16 protein-coding genes are annotated in these 18,882 nt (G+C 73.3%); 9 read left to right on the plus strand and 7 right to left on the minus strand.

What is annotated here, in order from left to right; translation table 11 throughout:
- Nucleotides 1–155: 155 nt before the first annotated feature.
- The 4 genes from OHT57_RS37600 (at nucleotide 156) to OHT57_RS37615 (ending at nucleotide 6,089) form a co-directional block, all read left to right on the plus strand.
- The gene (locus OHT57_RS37600) at nucleotides 156–3,437 is read left to right on the plus strand and encodes an AfsR/SARP family transcriptional regulator (protein ID WP_328751234.1); all 3,282 of its coding nucleotides are present in this window, start codon (nucleotides 156–158) and stop codon (nucleotides 3,435–3,437) included.
- Nucleotides 3,438–3,512: 75 nt separating this feature from the next.
- On the plus strand, nucleotides 3,513–4,178 hold the full coding sequence (locus OHT57_RS37605) for a M15 family metallopeptidase (RefSeq protein ID WP_328751235.1): 666 nt from the start codon (nucleotides 3,513–3,515) through the stop codon (nucleotides 4,176–4,178).
- 103 nt (nucleotides 4,179–4,281) lie between these two features.
- Entirely contained in the window at nucleotides 4,282–4,818 is a 537-nt protein-coding gene (locus tag OHT57_RS37610; RefSeq protein ID WP_328751236.1) for an RNA polymerase sigma factor, read from the plus strand.
- Nucleotides 4,819–4,952: 134 nt separating this feature from the next.
- Complete coding sequence (locus OHT57_RS37615; RefSeq protein ID WP_328751237.1) at nucleotides 4,953–6,089, plus strand: C40 family peptidase; 1,137 nt, start codon at nucleotides 4,953–4,955, stop codon at nucleotides 6,087–6,089.
- A 43-nt stretch (nucleotides 6,090–6,132) separates the two neighbouring features.
- Here OHT57_RS37615 and OHT57_RS37620 read toward each other — a convergent pair whose 3' ends face one another.
- Entirely contained in the window at nucleotides 6,133–7,473 is a 1,341-nt protein-coding gene (locus OHT57_RS37620; RefSeq protein ID WP_328751238.1) for a hypothetical protein, read from the minus strand.
- Between the two features lie 113 nt (nucleotides 7,474–7,586).
- On the opposite strand from OHT57_RS37620, the gene OHT57_RS37625 reads away from it, so the two are divergent.
- Nucleotides 7,587–8,813: a molybdopterin-dependent oxidoreductase gene (locus OHT57_RS37625; RefSeq protein ID WP_328751239.1), complete on the plus strand. Its 1,227-nt coding sequence runs from the start codon at nucleotides 7,587–7,589 to the stop codon at nucleotides 8,811–8,813.
- Between the two features lie 292 nt (nucleotides 8,814–9,105).
- Here the strand turns inward: OHT57_RS37625 and OHT57_RS37630 are convergent, their stop codons facing one another.
- From OHT57_RS37630 to OHT57_RS37640, 3 genes are read right to left on the minus strand one after another with little or no spacing between them, the layout of a single operon-like run.
- Nucleotides 9,106–10,095 carry a class I SAM-dependent methyltransferase gene (locus OHT57_RS37630; protein WP_328751240.1) on the minus strand — a complete coding sequence of 330 codons (990 nt, stop codon included), beginning with the start codon at nucleotides 10,093–10,095 and terminating at the stop codon, nucleotides 9,106–9,108.
- Entirely contained in the window at nucleotides 10,092–10,700 is a 609-nt protein-coding gene (locus tag OHT57_RS37635) for a TIGR04282 family arsenosugar biosynthesis glycosyltransferase (RefSeq protein WP_328751241.1), read from the minus strand. The genes OHT57_RS37630 and OHT57_RS37635 overlap by 4 nt, the downstream gene beginning before the upstream one ends.
- Nucleotides 10,697–11,401, minus strand: a complete 705-nt coding sequence (locus tag OHT57_RS37640) for a glycosyltransferase family 2 protein (protein ID WP_328751242.1) — start codon at nucleotides 11,399–11,401, stop codon at nucleotides 10,697–10,699. The genes OHT57_RS37635 and OHT57_RS37640 overlap by 4 nt, the downstream gene beginning before the upstream one ends.
- 103 nt (nucleotides 11,402–11,504) lie before the next feature.
- Here OHT57_RS37640 and OHT57_RS37645 point away from each other — a divergent pair, with 103 nt between their 5' ends.
- Both OHT57_RS37645 and OHT57_RS37650 read left to right on the plus strand, forming a co-directional pair.
- Entirely contained in the window at nucleotides 11,505–12,218 is a 714-nt protein-coding gene (locus OHT57_RS37645) for a response regulator transcription factor (RefSeq protein WP_328751243.1), read from the plus strand.
- A 2-nt stretch (nucleotides 12,219–12,220) separates the two neighbouring features.
- On the plus strand, nucleotides 12,221–13,333 hold the full coding sequence (locus tag OHT57_RS37650; protein ID WP_328751244.1) for a sensor histidine kinase: 1,113 nt from the start codon (nucleotides 12,221–12,223) through the stop codon (nucleotides 13,331–13,333).
- A gap of 137 nt (nucleotides 13,334–13,470) precedes the next feature.
- Here the strand turns inward: OHT57_RS37650 and OHT57_RS37655 are convergent, their stop codons facing one another.
- The 3 genes from OHT57_RS37655 to OHT57_RS37665 are packed head-to-tail and all read right to left on the minus strand — an operon-like array spanning nucleotide 13,471 to nucleotide 16,668.
- Nucleotides 13,471–14,472, minus strand: coding sequence for an NAD-dependent epimerase/dehydratase family protein (locus OHT57_RS37655; protein ID WP_328751245.1), 1,002 nt, complete (start codon nucleotides 14,470–14,472; stop codon nucleotides 13,471–13,473).
- 52 nt (nucleotides 14,473–14,524) lie between these two features.
- Nucleotides 14,525–15,973 (minus strand): sensor histidine kinase, encoded by a 1,449-nt coding sequence (locus OHT57_RS37660; RefSeq protein WP_328753441.1) that lies wholly within the window; start codon nucleotides 15,971–15,973, stop codon nucleotides 14,525–14,527.
- 5 nt (nucleotides 15,974–15,978) lie between these two features.
- Nucleotides 15,979–16,668 (minus strand): response regulator transcription factor, encoded by a 690-nt coding sequence (locus tag OHT57_RS37665; RefSeq protein ID WP_328751246.1) that lies wholly within the window; start codon nucleotides 16,666–16,668, stop codon nucleotides 15,979–15,981.
- Between the two features lie 149 nt (nucleotides 16,669–16,817).
- Here OHT57_RS37665 and OHT57_RS37670 point away from each other — a divergent pair, with 149 nt between their 5' ends.
- On the plus strand, nucleotides 16,818–18,158 hold the full coding sequence (locus tag OHT57_RS37670; protein WP_328751247.1) for a ferredoxin reductase family protein: 1,341 nt from the start codon (nucleotides 16,818–16,820) through the stop codon (nucleotides 18,156–18,158).
- Nucleotides 18,159–18,168: 10 nt separating this feature from the next.
- The gene (locus OHT57_RS37675) at nucleotides 18,169–18,876 is read left to right on the plus strand and encodes an FMN-binding protein (protein ID WP_328751248.1); all 708 of its coding nucleotides are present in this window, start codon (nucleotides 18,169–18,171) and stop codon (nucleotides 18,874–18,876) included.
- The last annotated feature ends 6 nt before the right edge of the window (nucleotides 18,877–18,882 follow it).

The following is an 18,882-nucleotide window of genomic DNA, read 5'->3' on the forward strand; positions in this document are numbered from 1 at the left end:
CACGCCGGATGTCAGGGCCTTCTCGGGGGTCCGCGCACGGCTGCCGACTGTCTGGATCCAGCCAGGGCTGCCCCATTCCGGTCGTCTGCGGACACCGTCCGTCGATATCGTCGAACACGCATCCGTGGGGCGGGCGGTACGGCGATCGGGGAACGATGCTCCAGGTACGTCTGCTCGGCCCTGTCGAGGTGTGGCAGGGCGACCGACGGGCCCCGCTCGGCGGGGTCAGACCCCTGGCGGTCCTGTCTGCACTCGTCGTCCACCTGGGTGAGGTCCTCTCCACGGAACGGCTCGTGGACTGCGTGTGGGACGAACAGGCCCCCGCGACCGCCAACGCCCTCGTCGCCACGCACGTCTCCGCGGTACGCCGCGCACTGGCCCGGGTCGACGCGGCCGAGGTGATCCGGACCCGGCCGCCGGGATACGTCGCCGGTCTCGACCCCTCCCAGGTCGACGCCCGCCGCTTCGAGGAACTGCTCGCGTCCGGCCGGGCCGCGGCCGCCCGGGGCCACACGGGCGAGGCCGCCGACCTGCTCTCCGAGGCGCTCGGGCTGTGGCGCGGCCAGGAGGCACTGGAAGGGCTGGGGCAGACCTTCGCCCGGATCGAGGCGGCCCGGCTGGCGGAACTGCGGCTGGTCGCCCAGGAGGAGTCCTTCGGCCTGCACCTGGACCTCGGCCGCGCGGACCGCACCATCGCGCCCCTGCTCGCGCACGTCGCCGCCCACCCCCTCCGGGAACGGCCGCGCGGCCAGCTGATGACCGCACTGTTCCGCACCGGACGTGTCTCCGACGCCCTGCGCACCTACCAGGAGGGCCGCGAGGTCCTGCGGGAGGAACTGGGCATCGACGCCGGGCCGGAACTGCGGGCACTGCACAAGGCGGTACTGACCGACGACCCCGGACTCCACGGAACCGGCCCCAGGACCCAGGACTCGTCGCCGCACGCCATCTCCCCGCACACCCCCTCCCCGCACGCCCCCTCCCCGTCCGGCCCGGACCGGCCGGCCCGCCATGCCGCACCGCTCGGCACCGTCCCCCGGCCACGGGCCCAGGAAGCGGCCGGTGCCCCCAAGGCCCGACAGCACGCCCCGAGCCGTACGGCGGCCGACGGCACCGGGCCGGACGCACCCGTGCGACCCGCCCCCTCCCATCTCCCCCCTGACATAGCCGACTTCGTCGGCCGGTCGGACCAAGTGGCGTGGTCCGTCTCGCTGCTGGGCTCCGTCGACGACGCGGGCCGTACCGCCCCGCCGATCGGGGTGATCTCCGGACGCTCCGGGACGGGCAAGACCGCGCTCGCCGTCCATGTCGGCCACCGCACCGCCGAACTCTTCCCCGACGGCCGCCTGTTCGTGGACCTGCGGGCCGCCGACACCGCCCCCCTGCAACCCGCCGACGCCCTCGCCCGGCTGCTGCGCGCCATGGGCGCCGGACCGGAGACGCTGCCGAGCTCGGTCGAGGAACTGACGGGCCTGTACCGCACGTACACCGGGCACCGCCGCATCCTGCTGATCCTCGACAACGCCGCCGGTGAGGCACACGTACGACCGCTGCTGCCGCCCGGACCCGGCTCCGCGGTGCTCGTCACCAGCCGGCGCCGGCTGGTGGCGCTGGAGGGCGCCGCCCACCTCGAACTGACCGTTCCGGACCAGGAGGAGGCGCTCGAACTCCTGCGCCGTGTCGCCGGGGCGGACCGCGTCCGCGCCGAACCGGAACAGACCGCCGAGATCGTCGCCCTGTGCGGACGGCTGCCGCTCGCCGTACGCATCGCCGGAGCGCGGCTCGCGGCCCGGCCGCACTGGGTGCCCGGCCGGCTCGCCGCCCGGCTGCGGGACGAGCGGCTCCGGCTCAACGAACTGCGCGCCGGGGACCTGGAGTTGCGCACCAGTCTCGAACTGGGCTACGCCGACCTCGACCCGCAGGAGCGGCGCGCCCTGCGCCGGCTGGCCCTGCTCGACCTGCCCGACTTCGCGGCCTGGATCGCCGGGCCCCTGCTGGACATCGGCACGGAGGAGGCCGAGGAGGCCGTCGAACGCCTGGTGGACTGCCACTTCATCGACGTGATCGGCGTCGACGGCACGGGCCGCAGCCGCTACCGCATCCACGACCTGGCCCGCGAACACGCCCGCGAACGCTGTCTGTCGGAGGAGAGCGCCGAGGAACGGTCGGCGGCCGTGCTGCGCCTCGTGGCGTGCTGGCTGGGACTGGCCGAGAAGGCCGCGGCGAGGGGCCCCGGCGGCGCGGCGCGCTACTTCCCCGAACCGGAGGCCGTACGGCCCCTCGATCCCCTCGACCCGCAGGCCGAGGAAGACCTGCTCGCACGGCCCGCGGCCTGGTTCGCCGCCGAACAGACCGGTCTGCTGGCGGCGGTGCAGTACTGCGCCGACCACCGGCTGGACCGCGCCGCCCGGGACCTCGCCGGGGCGCTGATCGCGAGCTCGGTCGCGCTGTACAACCAGTTCGACGCCTGGTCCCGCTCGCACACCGCGGCGATGGCGGCGGTGCGGCGCAGCGGGGACCGCGAGGGCGAGGCGTGGCTGCTCGCCGGACTGGGCCAACTGCGCTACGAACAGGACGAGTTCGAGGAGTCCTACGCCTACTTCAGGGACGCCCTGCGGCTGTTCGAGGCGCTCGACGACGTGCCGCAGGGAATGGCCCAGGCCCTCGTCGGCATGGCCACCGCCCGGCGTGAACAGGCCTGCTACGCGGAGGCGTTGGAACTCCTCGACGCGGCACTGGAGCGGTACGTGCCGCACGACGACCGTGCCGCCCGAGCCCGGGTGCTGTACGGCATCGGCTGCGTGCACCGGGAACAGGGCCGCGGCCCCGAGTCCCGCGAGGCCCTCGCGCAGGCCGTGGAGCTGTACCGCGCGGAGGGGGACCGGCACGGGGAGGCGCTGACCGTGCGCTCGCTGGCTCTCTGTCACCGGGCGGAGGACGCGCGGGCGGACGCCGAGCGGCTGCTGCGGGACGCGCTGCGGGTCTTCACCGAGCTCCATGACACGCTCGGTGTGATGTACACGGAGCAGTCGCTGGCCAAGGTGGAGCTGCGGCTCGGCCGCCTGGACGAGTCACGCGAACGGCTCGGGCGCTGCCTGGAGTTGGCCCGGGAGCGGCAGGACCGGTTCGGTGTGGCGCTGGTGCTGCGGACGCTGGGCGAGTGGCATCTGGCGGCCGGTGACGCGGGTGGCGCGCGGGAGCCGCTGGAGCGGGCGCTGTCGGCGTGGGAGGCGTTGCGGCTGCCGTTGTGGCGGGCCCGCACGCTGTGGGACCTGGCGGAGGTACGCGAGGCCGAGGGGGACGAACGGGCGGCGACGGACGCCCGAGCCGAGGCCATGGGGGTCTTCAGAGAACTGGACGCTCGGGAGGCACGGGAGCGGGCCCAGGACCTTCCGTCACCCTCCCGCCTGCCGATACCGCCCCGCGATCCTGCATGACCCTGTAGAACCGCTGGTCAGGTGCTTGCAGGCGATCTGCAGAGCAATTGCAGGGACGTCCGCGACTCTCTTCTCGTGACAGACATCATCACGCTCGCCGATCCTCGGGTCGCCGCGGTCGTACCGGACGAATGCGGGGAGCCGCTCGTCGATCTGCGTACCGAGGGACGGGTACGGCTCGATCCCCGGCAGGCCGACGACGAGGGCAGTTACGCCCACTTGAGGTCCGGCGCGCTGGAGCGGCTGGTGCGGGCGCAGCGGCTGCTGCCCGCGGGGATCGGGTTGCTGGTGATCGAGGGGTACCGGCCGCCGGACCTTCAGCGCCGTTACTTCGAGCAGTACGCGGCGACCCTGCGCCGGGCCCACCCGGACGCGCCTCCCGAGCGGATCCGCGAACTGGCCAGCGCGTACATCTCGCCGCCCGAGGTCGCCCCGCATGTCAGCGGCGGCGCGGTCGACCTGACCCTGTGCGACCGCGCGGGCCGGGAACTGCCGCTCGGCACCGAGGTCAACGCCACCCCGGAGGAGAGCGAGGGTGCCTGCCGCACCGACGGACCCGGCGTCAGCGCCGAGGCACGCGCGAACCGGGCCCTGCTGGGCCGGGCGCTGCACGCGACCGGGTTCGTCAACTACCCGACCGAGTGGTGGCACTGGTCGTACGGCGACCGGTACTGGGCCCTGCTGCGCCGCGTACCGGCCGCCCGCTACGGCCCCGCCGACCCGCCCCGCCCTGCGGCCTGACCACCGCAGAGCGGACACAGCACGACGAGCACCGCACGACCGACACCGCACGACGAGCACCGCACCAAGAGCACCGCACGGGATCACCACAAGGGGGAAAGACATGAGCCACAGTCACGCCACCTGTCCGCCACCGCCGCGCGAGGCCGACCACGGGATGAGCCCGGGGGACTTCGACGCGTCCTTCACGGCCGACATGCCGCGGCTGCGGAGGCGGCTGCTCGCCCTGACGGGCAATCCGCACGACGCCGACGACCTGCTCCAGGAGACCTACCTGAGGCTCTCCCGGCGGGCCCGCACCCAGAACCTGACGCGGCAGCAGCATCCGTACGCCTACACCTGCGCCGTCGCCCTCAACCTGCTGCGCGACTCCTGGCAGCACCCCTCCCGCCGCGAACGCACCACGGACGAACTGCCGGAAGCCGGCTGGGACGGCGGGCTCGCCTCCTACGAGGCCTCCGCCACGGCCCTCGCACTGCTGAGCACGCTCTCCGAGAAGGAGGCCGCCGCGGTGATCCTCGTGGACCTGGAGGGGCTCACCCACGACACGGCCGGGGAGCGCCTCGGCGCCCACCGCGGCACGGTCCAGCGCAACCGCCTGCGCGGCCTCGCCAAGATGCGCGCCGCGCTGCACAACTGACCCGGGTGGCACACCCCCACGGGGGTGGGGTGAGCCACCCGGGTTCTGCACCTGCGTCACCCGTCCGTCTCCCACCGGGGCCACCGGCATCCGGTGACCGCACGTCCGTGAAACGTCCACGAAGGAAGAGTCCCTTGAAGACCATCAGCACCCGCCGTCGGACCAGCGGCGCGATCCTGGGCGCCTCGGCCCTCGCCCTCACCGCGTTCTTCTCCGCCCCGGCGCACGCCGCCCAGGACGCCACCTGCGGTGTCCTCGCGTCCGGCGCCTCGGCCACCGCACAGGCCGCCGTCGACGCGGCCTGTTCGCAGGTCGGCGTCTGGTACAGCTGGGGCGGCGGCCACGCCGCGACGCCCGGGGCCAGCTACGGCTACTACGACGGCTCCGACCCGGACAGCCTCCACGACGGTGAGCGCAAGGGCTTCGACTGCTCGGGCCTGATGCGGTACGCCTACTACCGGGCGACCGGCCAGGACCTCCTCAACGGCACGGCCAACGACCAGTTCAACACCTCGCAGGCCGCCGCCCGGTTCTCCGCCGGGCAGGGCACCGCCCCGCTGCTGCCGGGCGACCTGATGTTCTGGGGCAGCGGGCACATCCACCACGTCGCCATGTACCTGGGCGGCGGCCAGATGGTCGAGGCGTACGAGTCGGGCACCCACATCAGGGTCACGTCCGTGCGCACCGGCGGCGACTACGCGGGCGCGGTCCGCATCAACGGTTCCGGCACCCCCGTCCCGCCGCCCGCGAACGGCGGCACGGTCTTCGAGACCTGGGGCACCGGTGTGCGCACCCACAGGTCGCCGAGCGTGGGCTCCACCACCGTCGACACCTTCGCCGGACCGACCCAGGTGTCCGTCCAGTGCCAGGAGCACGCGGAGACCGTGACCGCGGAGGGCTACACCAACGACGCCTGGTCCAAGCTCGCCAACGGCTCGTGGGTGACCAACATCTACATCAAGGGCCCGGCCTGGCTGCCCGGCATCCCCGACTGCGGCGGCAGCAGCACCCCGCCGCCGTCCGGTGGCAGCAAGGCGTTCCAGACCTGGGGCACCGGCGTGCGCACCCACAGCGAGCCGAACGTCAACGCGGGCGTGGTCGACTACTTCGCGCAGCCGACCACGGTCAACGTGGTCTGCCAGGCCCACGCCCAGCAGGTCACGGCCGAGGGGTACACCAACGACGCCTGGGCGAAGCTGACCGACGGCTCGTGGATGACCGTCATCTACATCAAGGGCCCGGACTGGCTGCCCGGCGTGGCCACCTGCTGACCGACTTCTCGCGCGGGGGTGCCCGGCCGTTCGTCGCCGAGCCTCACCACCCGGTGAGCAACAGGTGGTTGACGAGCAGCGCCAGCACCGCCTGTCCGGCCAGCCACCCCCGCGCCCCCGTCACCAACGCGCACGCCGGCAGCAGCCACACCGCGAACGGCAGCCAGATCCGCTCGGTCTCCGCCTTGCTCATCCCGGACAGATCGGCGACGAGCAGGGCCAGGAGCGCGGCGCACACCAGCAGCCCGAGCCGCAGCTCACCACGGTCCGGCGGCGCGGACACGGGGCGCGGCGAGCCGCGACGCCTCCACAGACGCACGACGGCCCGCCGCACCCCCGCCACCGTCGCCGGCCCCACGATGAACACCGTCCCGGCCAGGTTCGCCCACACCCAGTACCCGTACGGCCGCACCCCGCCCGCCCCCTGGTGGTACCGGGTGACGAGCAGCCGGTACGCCTCCCACCAGTCGAACCCCAGCACGGTGAACAGGAGGGGCACCACCACGAACCCGGCCAGGACGAACCCGAGAGGCCGCCGGGACCCCAGCAGCAGCACGGCCCCCGCGACGACGGCCATCAGCGTGAGGCCGTACGACAGATACACCGTCAGCCCGAACAGCAGCCCCGAGGCGAAGCCGGCCGGTCCCGGCCGGTGCCCCCGGACCGCGAGGGCGAGCAGGGCGACGGCCCACGCGGCCACCGCCGCGAAGTACCCGTCCGCGGAGGTCCCCACCCAGACCGCGGCCGGGGCCAGGACCAGGAAGGGCGCGGCCCGGCGGGCGAGCGACTCGTCGGTGAGGGTTCGTACGGCGATCAGGACCGCGACCGCCGCCGTCGTGCCCACGGTGATGCACCAGGTTCCCGCCCAGCCCCCGCCGCCCAGCCCGATCCGGTCCAGCAGGACGAAGGTGAGGGTCGCGCCCGGCGGGTGCCCGGCGACATGGGCGCCCCAGTTGTCCGGGGAGCCGATCAGGATGTGCCGGTCGAAGTCCCGCAGGGCCGCCGGGATGTCGTGGAAGCGGTCGACGGCCGGGACGTACTCGTTCCTGCTCGTCAGCTGCCCGGCGACGCCCCGCTGCCAGCCGTCCACCAGGGCCAGCGACCAGGTCCACGCCATGCCCGCGCCCCAGACGGTGAGCAGCAGGGGGCGCCAGGGCAGCCGGGCGGCGAGCGCGGGGCCGTAGGCCACCACCGCGACCGCGACGACGATCGCCGCCGGGGTGCCGGGGCCCACATGCGGATCCCAACTCGCCAGCAGGGGCGGCCAGTCGACGTGCAGCGAGCCGTCCCGGTGCTGGAGCACCCGGCCGACGAGCACGGCGGCCACCACCAGGACCGCGGCGCACCCGGCCGCGTACAGGTCACGAAGGAGATTCCTGTTCACGGGGGCACGCTAGGCCGCGTGGCCGCCTCCGGGCGGCTGACGTGCACGGACGTCAGACTTTCGTCATGGTTCGCGGACCCGTTTCCGGGCCGGGCCGGGCCTACGGTCGGGGCATGGCACGGTCTCCCTTCTCCCCGTCCTTCTGGCGCAGCCCGCTGCGCGGCCCCTGGCTCACCTCCGTCCTCGGCATCGTGCTCCTCGGCGGGATCACGCTGCTGTTCGTGACGGGGCTGCTGTCGTACGCCGCCTACAACCCGGACCTGTCGCCGGTGAACGACAAGACCCCGGACAAGGGGCTCCTCGGGTTCTACCTCTTCTCCTGGCCGACCGACCCGCACTGGCTGTACCGGCTGAACCAGGGCGTCCACGTCACCCTCGGCATCACGCTGATCCCGGTCCTGCTGGCCAAGCTGTGGTCGGTGGTGCCCAAGCTGTTCACGCTGCCGCCCGCACGCTCCCTCACGCACGCCCTGGAACGGATCTCCCTCCTGCTGCTGGTGGGCGGCGCGCTCTTCGAGTTCGTCACCGGAGTCCTCAACGTCCAGCTGGACTACGTCTTCCCGGGCTCCTTCTACCCGCTGCACTTCTACGGGGCGTGGGTGTTCTTCGCCGCGTTCCTCGCCCACGCCGTGCTGAAGCTGCCGCTCGCCCTGCGGAACCTGCGCCGACTCCGGGAAGAGGAAACCGAGTTGGTGTCGCCGGACCCCGCCGAGCCGACCGTGTCCCGGCGCGGTGCCCTCTGGCTCGTCGGGGGCGGCTCACTGCTGCTGTTCCTCACCACGGCCGGGCGGAGCTTCGACGGCGTGCTCCGCCGAACCGCCCTCCTCGCCCCGCACGGAGGCGGCGAACCGGCCTCCGGACCCGGTGGCTTCCAGATCAACAAGACCGCCGCGTACGCCGGGATCGACCCGGTGGAGGCGAGCGCGGAGGCCTGGCGGCTGGTCGTCGTGGGGCGCGCGGGCCGCACCGTCCGGCTGAGTCGCGCCGACCTCCTCCAACTCCCTTTGCACAGCTCGGCGTTGCCCATCGCCTGCGTGGAGGGCTGGTCCACCTCCGACCAGTGGTGGCGCGGAGTGCGGCTGCGGGACCTCGCGGCGCTCGTCGGCTACGAGGACGATCCGCCGGACGTCTTCGTGGAGTCGCTGCAACGGCACGGCTCCTTCCGGCGGGCCGCCCTGCGTGCCAACCAGGTCGCCGACCCGCGCTCCCTGCTCGCCCTGTCCGTCAACGGCGAGGACCTGACCCCCGATCACGGCCACCCGGCCCGGATCATCGTGCCCGCGGCGCCCGGTGTGCTGAACACCAAGTGGGTGGCCCGGCTGACGTTCGGAGACCTGTGATGCGGATCCCCCTCGGCCGCCCCCTTCAACTCCTGCTGCTCGTCTGCTCGTTCGCGCTGGCCGGGTACGCCGGGGTGCGGCTGCTGGGGGACGACTGGTTCGGGGTCGGCCTGTGGTTCGCGGGGGCGGCCGTCCTGCACGACCTGGTGCTGCTGCCGCTGTACGCGGCGGCGGACCGGGTCCTCGTCAGGACGGCGGGCCGGCACGTCCTGTACGTCCGGGTCCCCGCCGCCTTTTCCCTGCTGCTCCTGCTCGTGTGGTTCCCGATGATCGGCGGGCAGGTCGCCGACCGCTACGCCTCGGCGACCGGTCTGTCCCCGGACGGCTTCCTGGCCCGCTGGCTACTGGTGACGGCCGTGCTGTTCGGCGGTTCGGCGCTCGTGTTCGTCGTACGGCGGGGAGGGGCGAGGGTCCCGCGGCGGCGCAGGGAGACGAAGGAACGGCCGCCCGCCGTCCACTGATCCACGGGCGCCCAGTGGGCGCGGGCCGCGTGCCGCAGCAGTGCCGCGGTGCCCAGCCGGGCCCACGGGAACGGGCTGCCGGCGGCTCCCCGGGCGTCGGTGACATGCACCTGGACCCGCTCGTCGAGATCCGGTCCTGTGACCGTCTCGGCGATCAACAGGCCGCCCGGGGCGAGGAGTTCGGCCGTCCGGTCGAGCAGGGCTCGTGGGTCGCCGCCGATGCCGACGTTGCCGTCGATGAGGAGCGCGGTGCTCCAGCGGCCCTCGCCGGGCAGCGGCTCGAAGACGGACCGCCTCAGGGCCTGCCCGCCGAGCGCGACGGTACGGGAGACAGCCGCTTCGCTCACGTCGATGCCCAGCACCGTCCGGCCCCGTGCGCCGAGCGCCGCGACCAGCCGGCCAGGCCCGCAGCCCACGTCCAGCACGGCACCCTCACAGCGCCGCAGCACCTCCAGATCCGCCGCGTCCGCCTCCGCGCACCAGCGTTCCAGTTCGAGCAGGAGCAGCCGGCCGTCGGAGCGGCGCAGGAACAGCGGGCCCCGGCCGGTGCGCAGGGCGTGGGCGTAGGGGTCGGAGGACCAGGTGCCGTCGTCGTACGGGGTGTGGGGATCGGCGGGGGGAGCGGGATCGAGGAGCCGGGCCCACGGGTCATCCGCGTCCGTTGCGTCCGTGCCCGTGGGCCGGGCATCCCGTCGCCGCTCGTCGGCCCTGCCGGCCGGCTGCCGGTGTGCCGTGTCGGTTCCGGAGCCGGACAGTCCGTCCGGCGTGGCCGCACCGCTCTGCCGGCCGACCCGGACAGCCGTCTCCCGAACCCCGCTCACCGGCTCGCCCCGGCCATCCGCGCCAGCTCCGCCGCGAACCGCCCGTCCGGGGCCTCCTTCGCGACCAGCTCCGCGTCGTAGGCCGTGTCCACGTCCCGCAGGAGCGGCAGCTCCCGCACCCGCAGCCCGGTCAGCCGGGCCCGCTGGGCCGCGCCGGTGTGGGGTACCGACATCGGCACCCCGCGCAGCAGGCTCGGATCCGGTGCCGCAAGACCCAGCGCCCAGAAGCCGCCGTCCTCGGCAGGGCCGAAGTACGCGTCGCAGTCGGCGAAGTCCACCGTGAGCAGTGCCTCGGTGACCTGGGGGGTGTCCATGCCGATCAGCAGGGCCGGGCCGTCGCAGCCCGCGAAGGCCGCGGCCAGTCGTTCGTCGAGACCGCCCCGGCACTGCCGTACCACCTCGAAACCGGGCGGCAGCCAGGGGCCGGGCGCGCCCTCCAGGACCAGCACCCGGCGGCGGGCGGGAGTGCGGGCCACCACGTCGAGGGTGTCCGCGAGGGACGCCTCGGCCAGCGCCGCCGCCTCCTTCGGGGTGAAGGGCGGTGTCAGCCGGGTCTTGACCCGGCCCGGCCTCGGCTCCTTGGCGATGACGAGCAGTGTGGTCACGCGTGGACCCCTTCTTCGTTCAGGACGCGGCTCATGTCCCGCACCGCCTGCCAGGTGCCGCGCCAGGTGCCCGTCACCTTGGAGGCGCCGGTGCGCGGGTGGTACGGGACGTCGTGCTCGGCGATCCGCCAGCCCTCGTCGGCCGCCCGCACCACCATCTGGAGGGGGTAGCCGCTGCGCCGGTCCGTCAGGCCGAGGGCGAGCAGCGGCTCCCGGCGGGCGGCCCGCAGCGGGCCCAGGTCGTGCAGCCGCAGCCCGGTACGGCGGCGCAGCAGCCGGGCGAGCGCGAGGTTGCCCGCCCGGGCGTGCGGCGGCCAGGCGCCGCGGGCCTGCGGGCGGCGCCGGCCGAGCACCAGGTCCGCCTCCTGGGCCAGCACCTCGTGCACGAAGGGCACCAGGTCCGCCGGGTCCAGCGAGGCGTCGCAGTCGCAGAAGCACACGATGTCGGCCGTGGCCGCGGTCAGTCCGGCGTGGCAGGCGGCGCCGAAACCGCGCCGCTCCTCGCGGACGACGGTCGCGCCCAGGGCGTGGGCGATACGGGCCGAGCCGTCCGTGGAGCCGTTGTCCACGACGAGCGCGCGCCAGCCGGGCGGGATGCGTTCCAGCACCCACGGCAGTGCCTCGGCCTCGTCGAGGCAGGGCAGCACGACGTCCACGGACGCCGTCGGTCGGTTTACGGAAGGGGTCGTCACGACATTCACCCTACGAGCGCAAAACCGGCAAAAAGGACTTCGGCTCCTTACGAAACAAGGACGTCAGCGGCCGTCGGCGGCACAATCGCGCGCGCGGTGCGAGGCTGGCGGCATGGACAGGCAGCAGTACGCACAGACCCGGCCCAGGGTCCTCGTCGTCGACGACGACCCCACCGTCGCCGAAGTGGTCTCCGGGTATCTCGACCGGGCCGGGTACCTCGTGGACCGGGCCGCCGACGGCCCCGACGCGCTGGCCCGGGCCGCCGCGCACCGGCCGGACCTCGTGGTCCTCGACCTGATGCTGCCCGGCATGGACGGCCTGGAGGTGTGCCGCCGGATGCGGGGCCGCGGTCCCGTCCCGGTCATCATGCTCACCGCCCGCGGCGACGAGGACGACCGGATCCTGGGCCTGGAGGTCGGCGCCGACGACTACGTCACCAAGCCCTTCAGCCCGCGCGAGCTGGTCCTGCGCGTGGAGTCCGTGCTGCGCCGCACCCGCCCCTCCCAGCCGTCCGGCCTCCTGACCGCCGCCGGCCTCTCGGTGGACCCGGTCGGCCGCCGCGCCCTCAAGGGCGGTATCGAACTCGCCCTGACCATCCGTGAGTTCGACCTCCTCGCCTTCTTCCTGCGGCATCCCGGCAGGGTGTTCGGCCGGGAGGACCTGATGCGCGAGGTGTGGGGCTGGGACTTCGGCGACCTGTCGACCGTCACCGTCCATGTGCGCCGGCTCAGGGGAAAGGTCGAGGACGATCCGGCCAGGCCCCGGCTGATCCAGACCGTGTGGGGCGTCGGCTACCGCTTCGACGGCCCACAAACGGAGGCCTGATCATGCGCGACACCCTCCTCATCGCCCTCTACTCCTTCCTCGGTGCCGTCGCGGCCGGCCTCCTCGGCGCCTTCGTGCTGCTGCTGATCCGGCGCCGTTCGCTCGCCCTGCACCTCACGGTGGTCGCCGCTGTCGCCGTCACCGCGATGCTCGCGGGCACCCTCGCGGTCGCCCAGGCCATGTTCCTGTCGGGGCACGACCTGAGCGTCGTCTGGACGGTCGCCCTGATGGCCGCCGTCGTCTCCCTCGTCACCGCCCTGCTGCTGGGCCGCTGGGTCGCCGCCCGCAGCCGGGCCCTCGCGCTCGCCGCCCGCTCCTTCGGTGACGGCGGCGACTTCACCTCGCCCGGCGGCGCCACCACCGCCGAACTCACATATCTGAGCCGCGAGTTGGAGGCAACCAGCGCCAAGCTCGCCGAGTCCCGGGAGCGGGAGCGTGCCCTGGAGTCCTCCCGGCGCGAACTCGTCGCCTGGATCTCCCACGACCTGCGCACCCCCCTCGCCGGTCTGCGCGCGATGTCCGAGGCCCTGGAGGACGGCGTCGCCGCCGACCCCGCCCGCTATCTGCGGCAGATCCGTACCGAGGTCGAGCGGCTCAACGACATGGTCGGCGACCTCTTCGAGCTCTCCCGCATCCACGCGGGGGCACTCGCGCTCAGCCCGAGCCGGATCTCCCTGTACGACCTCGTCTCGGACGCCCTCGCCGGCGTCGACCCGCTGGCGCGCGAGCACGGCGTACGGCTGGTCGGCGACCGGGTGGCGGCCGTGCCGGTCGAGGTGGACGGCAAGGAGATGAGCCGGGTGCTGGGCAATCTGCTCGTCAATGCGATCCGCCGCACACCGGCCGACGGCACCGTCGCGATCGCCGCCGAGCACCGCCCCGAGGGGGTCCTCCTGTCCGTCACGGACGGCTGCGGAGGCATCCCCGAGGAGGACCTGCCCCGCGTCTTCGACACCGGCTGGCGCGGCACGCACGCCCGGACACCGCCCGCCGGAGCGGGACTCGGGCTCGCCATCGTCCGGGGCATCGTCGAGGCGCACGAGGGCCGGGCCACCGTACGCAACGTGCCGGGCGGCTGCCGCTTCGAGGTGCTGCTCCCCGCGACGGCCGCCTGAGCCGGGCCGCGTTCAGGCGCGGCGGTGGCCGTCGGCCGAGCCGGTCCGGGTTGTCCGACGGCCGGGCCCCGGAGCCAAAGGTGGTGCTGCCCACGGCCGCTTTCTTACGCGGGCAGCACCACCGGTCCCACCGCGGACTACGCGCCCCTCATCCCCGCGCCCGCGAACTCCCGCATTCCCTCGGCGAATCCGACCTCCGCCTTCCACCCCAGCTCCGCCCGCAGCCGCGCCGAGTCCGCCGTGATGTGCCGTACGTCCCCGAGCCGGTACTCCCCGGTCACCACCGGGGCGGGGCCGCCGTACGCGTCCGCCAGCGCCCGTGCCATCTCGCCGACCGTGTGCGGCTCGCCGCTGCCGGTGTTGTACGAGGTGAGCGCGCCGGCGGGTGAACTCGCCTCCAGCGCCGCCACGTTGGCCGCGGCCACGTCCCGTACGTGCACGAAGTCCCGGCGCTGACCGCCGTCCTCGAAGACACGGGGTGCCTCGCCGCGGGCGAGCGCCGAGCGGAAGAAGGAGGCGACACCGGCGTACGGGGTGTCGCGGGGCATGCCGGGGCCGTACACGTTGTGGTAGCGCAGCGCCACCGCCGCACCGCCCGTGGCCCGCGCCCAGGCCGCCGCCAGGTGCTCCTGGGCGAGCTTGGTCGTGGCGTACACGTTCCGCGGATCGACCGGGGCGTCCTCGCCGACCAGACCGGGCGAGAGGTCCGCGCCGCACTGCGGGCACCGCGGCTCGAAGCGCCCCGCGTCCAGGTCGGCGACGGCTCGCGGACCCGGCCGTACGGTCCCGTGCCGGGCGCAGGTGTAGCGGCCCTCGCCGTACACCACCATCGACCCGGCGAGCACGAGCCGCCGTACCCCCGCCTGCGCCATCGCCGCGAGCAGGACCGCCGTGCCGACGTCGTTGTGGGAGACGTAGAGCGGGGCGTCGGCGAAGTCCACGCCCAGGCCGACCATCGCCGCCTGGTGGCACACCGCGTCCACGCCCGCCAGGGCGCGCCGGACGGCGTCGGGGTCCCGCACGTCGCACGCCGGGTCGGTCCGGACGTCGTACCCGACGATCTCGTGGCCGTGCGCCGTGAGCGCCTCGACGATCCGGGACCCGATGAAGCCGGCGCTGCCGGTGACCAGTACACGCATGCGGCCACGCTAGGGCCGGGACCGGCCAGGGGGGCCGGTCCGCGCCGTCACGTCACGGCTTCGTAAGACTCAGCGGGAACGACACCGTGAACACCGTCGCGCCGGGCTCGCTGGTCAGCTCGATCGAGCCGCCGTGGGCCCGGACCAGCGAGACGGCCACCGCGAGGCCGAGTCCGCTGCCGCCCCGGTCCCGGCTGCGGGCCTTGTCGACGCGGTAGAAGCGGTCGAAGACCCGCTCCTGGTCGGCGGCCGGGATGCCGGGACCCGCGTCGGCGATCCGTACCCGCGCGCTCCCGTCCCGTACCCGCACCCCGACCGACACCTCGGTGCCCGGCGGGGTGTGCATGGCCGCGTTGGTGAGGAGGTTGTCCAGGACCTGGCGGACGCGCTGCGGGTCGAGCCGCAGCTTCAGGGCCAGGGGGCCCGCCGCCACCGTCAGCGGATGGTCCGGGTGGCTCGCGCGGAACGCGTCGGCCGTGTGCTCCACCAGCTCCACCAGGTCCACCTCGACGGGCCGCAGCGGCGTCTCGACCTCCGCCGCGTCCAGGCGGGCGAGCAGCAGCAGGTCGTCCAGGAGGAACCCCATGCGGGCGGCCTCGGCGCGCAGCCGGGCCAGGTGCTTGTCGCGCTCCTCGGGAGCGTTCGCGGCGGCGTACTGGAAGAGGTCCGCATAGCCCCGTACGGACATCAAAGGCGTGCGCAGCTCGTGCGAGGCGTCCGCGACGAACCGGCGCAGCCGCTGCTCGGCCTCCGCGCGGACCGCGAGGGAGTCGTCGATGTGCTCCAGCATGGTGTTGAACGCGGTCCGCAGCTCCTCGACCTCCGGACCGCCGCCCCGCTTGTCGGCACGCAACGGCAGCCGGGCGGCCGTCTCGGTGAGGTCGTGCGAGGCGATGCCGTGCGCGGTGTACGCCATGTCGCTCAGCGGCTTCAGACCGCGCCGCAGCAACTTGCGGCCGATCACCACCAGCACCAGCAGGGCCAGCCCGAAGGCCACGACCTGGACCGTGATCAGCCGCCGTACCGTCGCGTCGATGTCGTCCATGGGAGCCGCGCTCACCAGGACCACCCCGGGCTCGACCTCGCAGGCCCGCAGCCGGTAGTCGCCCTCGCCCTGCAGATGCTCGGTGGCCACCACCTCGGTGTGCGCGGTGGTCTGCGCCTTCGCGACGGTGGTGAACTCGGCGACGTCCTTCGGTAGATCGGTGGGATCCTCGGGCTTGCGCAGCTCGGGGACGCCGTCCTTGATGTCGTACACCGCGTAGTACCAGTTCCAGTACTTCTTGCCCGCCAGCGTGCCGGACTCCGCGATGCTCTTCGACTGGGCGACCTGGGCGAGCGACAGCTGCTCGTTGAGCTGGGCCGACAGATAGTCCCGCATGTAGGTCGTCAGGGCCGTGCCGACGACGCCGAACACCGCCAGGGCCAGCACCCCGAGCCCCAGCGCGAGGCGGGTGCCCAGCCGCATCCGCCGGTACGCGGAGCGCAGCCGGATCAGCAGGGATCTCACTCGGCCGCCTGCCGGATCACGTACCCGAAGCCCCGCACGGTCTGGATCAGCGGCTCGCCCGTGTCGTCGAGCTTGCGGCGCAACCGGCTGACGACGAGTTCGACGACGTTGGAGCGCCCGCCGAAGCCGTACTCCCACACATGGTCGAGGATCTGCGCCTTGGTCAGCACGGTCGGTGACTTGCGCATCAGGTACCGGAGCACCTCGTACTCGGTGGGGGTGAGCGTGAGCAGCTTGTCGCCGCGGCGCACCTCGCGGGTGTCCTCGTCCATCGTGAGGTCGGCGACCTGGAGCACCGAGCGCTGGAAGCCGGGCCCGGCGCTGCGCCGCAGCACCGTCCGCAGCCTGGCCATGAGCTCCTCCACCGCGAACGGCTTGACCAGGTAGTCGTCCCCGCCCCGGGTCAGCCCTGCCACCCGGTCGGCGACCGCGTCCCGCGCGGTGAGGAACACGACGGGCACCATCGTCCCCGAGCGCCGCAGCCGGTCCAGGACGCCGAAGCCGTCGATGTCGGGCAGCATCAGGTCGAGCACCACGATGTCGGGGCGGAATTCCGCGGCGCGGCTCAGCGCCTCCTCGCCGGAGTTCGCGGTGACCGCCTCCCAGCCCTCGTAGCGGGCGACCGTCGCCACGAGATCGGCGATCGGCGGGTCGTCGTCCACGACGAGGAGTCGTACTTTTTCCACCTGCTCATAGTGCTTCACCGCGGCCGGAAACCAAGCCCGGGGTGGCCCGCGAGAGCATATCGATAGGCTCTTGAAAGTTGTACGACAGTGAATCGACAGCTCCCGCCGGAGAAGCTCGGTTACCCAGGCCCCCATCAAGGAGCTAGTCCGTGACGACCGTCCAATCACCCCCCTCGCCCCCCACGGCGATAAAACGCCCCAGGGTGGTGGCCCGCACCGGGCTCTACGCCGTGCTGGCCGCCAACGCGGCGGTGGTCGCCTGGTTCTTCACCCAGGCGGGCTTCGCCTCCAACGCGCTCATCGTGCTGGGCCGCCTCACCGGCCTGTACGCCGCCCTCGTGATGGCCTTCCAGCTGGTCCTCGTGGCCCGCCTGCCCTGGCTCGACCACCGCATCGGCATGGACCGGCTCACCTCCTGGCACCGCTGGACCGGCTTCGCCCTCCTGTGGACGCTCCTCGGGCACGTCGTCTTCATCAGCTTCGGCTACGCCGAGGGCACCGACGTGGGCCCCATCGGCGAGATCGTCGACCTGGCGGAAACGACCGAGGGCGTGTTCCGCGCGGTCGTCGCGTTCTTCCTGATCCTCGTGATCGGCGCGGTCTCCGCCCGCTACGCCCGGCGCCGCCTCGCCTACGAGACCTGGCACTTCATCCACCTGTACACCTACGTCGCCGTGGTCCTGGCCTTCACCCACCAGGTCTCCGTCGGTACGACCTTCACGTCCTCGTCCCTCGCCACGGCCTACTGGTACGGCGTCTGGGGCGTCGCCCTCGGCTCGGTCGCCCTGGGCCGCGCGGTGCTCCCGCTGTGGCGGAACTGGCGCCACCAGTTCCGGGTCACCGCCGTCGTCCCCGAGAGCGACAACGTCGTCTCCGTCTACATCAGCGGCAAGGACCTCGACCAACTGCCCGCCCGCGCAGGTCAGTTCTTCCTGTGGCGCTTCCTGACCGCCGACCGCTGGTGGCAGGCCAACCCCTTCTCCCTGTCCGCCGCCCCCGACGGCAGGACCCTGCGCCTGACCGCCAAGGCCGCAGGCGAGGGCAGTGCCGCCCTGAGGCACCTCAAGGTCGGCACCCGCGTCTTCGCCGAGGGCCCCTACGGCGCCTTCACCGCCCTGCACCGCACCCGCTCCGAGTCCGTTTTGATCGCCGGCGGCGTCGGCGTCACCCCCATCCGGGCGCTCCTGGAGGAGCTGCACGGCCACGCCGTGGTCATCTACCGCGTCGGCTCCGACCGGGACGCCGTCCTCTACGACGAGCTGCGCGACCTGGCGATCGCCAAGGGCGCCGAACTCCACCTGGTCACCGGTCCGCCGGTGCCCGACAAGCTGGCGGCGGGCGAGCTGGCCCGCCTCGTGCCCGACATCGCCGACCGGGACGTCTTCCTGTGCGGACCGCCCCCGATGATGAACGCCGTGCTGGGCAGCCTGCGGGAGCTGAACGTGCCCAAGGCGCAGACCCATTTCGAGCGCTTCAGCCTGGCGGGATGAGGAAGACACCGTGAAACGAGCCATACCTGTCGTCGTCCTGAGCATCGCGGGCCTGGTCCCCGTGTGGCTCTACCAGCCGTCGGCCGCCACCTCCACCGTCCAGAGCACCACGCCGGCACCGACGTCGACCTCCTCCTCCGGCACGTCCGGCACCAACGTGGTGACGACCACGACGATCGACACCGAGAAGGGCCCGGTACAGCTCCAGGTGACCTTCGCGGGCACGAAGATCAGCGCCGTGAAGATGCTCCAGCAGCCGGACCACCCCCAGACGACGGCCGCCGTGCCGAAGCTGGTCGCGGAGACGCTGCAGGCGCAGAGCGCGGACATCGACACCGTCTCCGGTGCCACGATCACCAGCGAGGCGTACAAGAAGTCCCTCCAGGCCGCGATCGACGACAACGCGAAGACGGCGTCCGCGGCCTCGTCCTCCCCGTCCGTCTCCGCCACAGAGCAGTCGTCCAAGACCGTCGACGGCACCGCGGTCGACACGGAGAAGGGCACCGTGCAGGTCCAGGTGACCTTCGCGGGCGACAAGATCAGCGCCGTCCAGATGCTCCAGCAGCCGAACCATCCGCAGACCACCGCGGCCGTGCCGCAGCTGGTCGCGGAGACGCTGCAGGCACAGAGCGCGGACATCGACACGGTGTCCGGTGCGACCATCACCAGTGACGGCTACAAGGAGTCCCTCCAGGCCGCGATCGACGCGAAGGGCTGAGGAACC

Origin of the sequence: Streptomyces sp. NBC_00285 (assembly GCF_036174265.1) — a bacterium.
Taxonomy (GTDB): domain Bacteria; phylum Actinomycetota; class Actinomycetes; order Streptomycetales; family Streptomycetaceae; genus Streptomyces.